Here is a 2472-nt window from a genome sequence, read left to right on the forward strand (position 1 = left end):
CCCCCTCCCCCACCCACCGCCGCTGCCCGCGGACTTGATCCGCGGGTCACTATCAGCGCGGCACGCAGGCAGAGTGGCCCCCGGATCAAATCCGAGGGCAGCACAGTTGGTGGAAAAACACGGTGCCCAATCCAGTCGGGCAACCCGCTCCTTACCCAGCGACCTTCGAGAAATCCGCCACCAGATGCATGGTATCGCGGAGACGTGCCAGCAGGTTGAGGCGATTGACGCGAACGGCGGGGTCGGCGTCGTTGACCAGAACCGCCGTGAAGAACGCATCGACCGGGCCGCGCAGCGTCGCCAGCTCGCCCATGGCGCCCTTGTAGTCGTCCTTGCCCACGTGATTGCTCACGGATGCATGAACGGCATCCACGGCGAAGGCCAGCGCTGTTTCTTCGGGCAGCTTGAGAGCATCCTGTTCGACAATACCCGCATAGGTCTTGCCGTCCTTCTTTTCCTCAGCGGCCAGAATGTTGGCCGCACGCTTGTAGCCCGCCAGCAGGTTCTGCCCGTCAGCCGACGATAGCAGCGCCGACAGCGCTTCTGCCCGCTGGGTGATTTGCAGGATGTCATCGCTGTCGGCGGAAATCACGGCATCAACCAGATCATGACGCGCACCGGCGTCACGCAGCGACACCTTGAGACGATCATGGATAAAACTCAGCAAATCTAACTGATCGGCGTCGTCAAACCGGGACTGATGCAGGGTTATGCGACGTCCTTCTTTCGCATATTCGAACATCTTCTCTTGCCATTCAGCGAGGATATCCCGTGCCTGACCAGACGCGATAACAACGTTGTCTTCCTGAACCGAAACAACCGTATCGCCCAACAGAGCTTCACGATGTTTCGCAAACAATGCGTTCAAATTCACCCGAAGCCCATTCTCCGAGATGATACGGATCACGCCCAGCGCTGCGCGGCGCAGGGCGAATGGATCGCGCGAGCCCGTTGGCTTTTCGTCGATGGCCCAGAAGCCGGTCAACAGATCGAGCTTGTCGGCCAATGCCACGGCGATCGAGGTCGGCTCGGTCGGCACCTTGTCGGTCGGGCCCAGCGGCTTGTAGTGCATCTCGACGGCGGTCGCGATGTCGGCGGGCTCGCCCTGTGCCGCTGCATAATAGCGGCCCATCAGACCCTGTAACTCGGGGAATTCACCAACCATGCCTGTGGTCAGATCGGCCTTGGCCAGCATTGCCGCGCGCTTGGCGCGTTCGGGATCCGCGCCCACCTGCGGGGCGATCTCGCCGGCAAGCTTCACCAGCCGTTCGACGCGGGCAAACTGGCTGCCCAGCTTGGCGTGGAACACGGTCTCTTCGAGCTTGGGCAGGCCATGCTCCAGCGGCAGCGCCAGGTCGCCCTCATAGAAGAACACAGCATCGCTCAGGCGTGCGCGGATGACGCGCTCATTGCCAGCCGTGATCACCGCGCCGCCATCGGTGGCAACGGTATTGGCGGTGATGATGAAGTTGGGCGCCAGCTTGCCTTCGGCGTCGCGCAGGCAAAAGCACTTCTGATTGGCGCGGATGGTGGCGATGATGACTTCCTCGGGCAGCTTGAGGAATTCGGGATCAAACGAGCCCATCATCACCACTGGCCATTCGACCAGACCGGCGACTTCTTCGAGCAGGCCTTCGTCCGCAATCACCGTCAGGCCCTGCGCAAAGGCGAGGTTCTCGGCATCGGTGCGGATGATATCCTTGCGGCGGTCGATATCGAGCACGACCTTGGCGCGCTCCAGCGCCACCAGATAGTCGTCAAAGCGGCGAACCTTGATCGCCTCTGGCGCGAGGAAGCGGTGACCATAGGTGGTCTGGCCCGAGGTCAATTCGTTCGACGCAAACGGGATCACGACGGGCTCGTCGTTTTCCGTGCCAAACGTCGCGGTGATGGCGCGCAGTGGGCGCACCCAGTTGAACGTGCCAGTGCCCCAATGCATCGACTTCGCCCAGGGAAAGTCGGTCAGGATCTTGGGCAAAATAGCGGACAGCAGGTCCACGGCATCGGCGCCGGGCTTGTTGATCTGAGCGATGTAGAAATCACCCTTTTTCGGATCGCTTTCGATCTTGGCCTGGTCAATCGAGCTCAGGCCCGCTGCGCGCAGAAAGCCGTCAATCGCTGGCTGCGGAGCGCCAACCTTAGGGCCCTTTTTTTCTTCGCGAGTGTCGGGCGAGCGCGCCGGCAGACCGGTCACGGTTAGCGCCAGACGGCGGGGCGTCACGAATGCTTTGGCACCCTCATAGACCAGCCCGGCGTCGACCAGCGCATTGGTCACGGCCTTTTTCAGATCATCAGCCGCGCGCCGCTGAAGGCGGGCCGGGATTTCCTCGGAAAAGAGTTCGAGCAGCAGTTCGGGCATAACAATACCAAGGGTTAGAAAGCGCGGATTTGCTTAACTTGGGGCGGGCTGGATGTCCACACGCGGATTACCAGCCACCGCCCCAAGTTAAGCAAATCCGCGCTTTCTAACCC

Annotated in this window: 1 protein-coding gene; it reads right to left on the minus strand. The window is 61.5% G+C overall.

The features are described 5' to 3' along the window. Positions 1–151: 151 nt before the first annotated feature. Positions 152–2359, minus strand: coding sequence for a glycine--tRNA ligase subunit beta (gene glyS / locus WH87_RS14350; protein WP_046137881.1), 2208 nt, complete (start codon positions 2357–2359; stop codon positions 152–154). Positions 2360–2472: the final 113 nt, after the last annotated feature.

It is taken from the genome of Devosia epidermidihirudinis (assembly GCF_000971295.1).
In the GTDB taxonomy this organism is placed as follows: domain Bacteria; phylum Pseudomonadota; class Alphaproteobacteria; order Rhizobiales; family Devosiaceae; genus Devosia; species Devosia epidermidihirudinis.

Excerpts from the sequence above, each read along its gene's own strand:
- glyS (WP_046137881.1), bottom strand. The coding sequence starts at position 2,359 with ATGCCCGAACTGCTGCTCGAACTCTTTTCCGAGGAAATCCCGGCCCGC.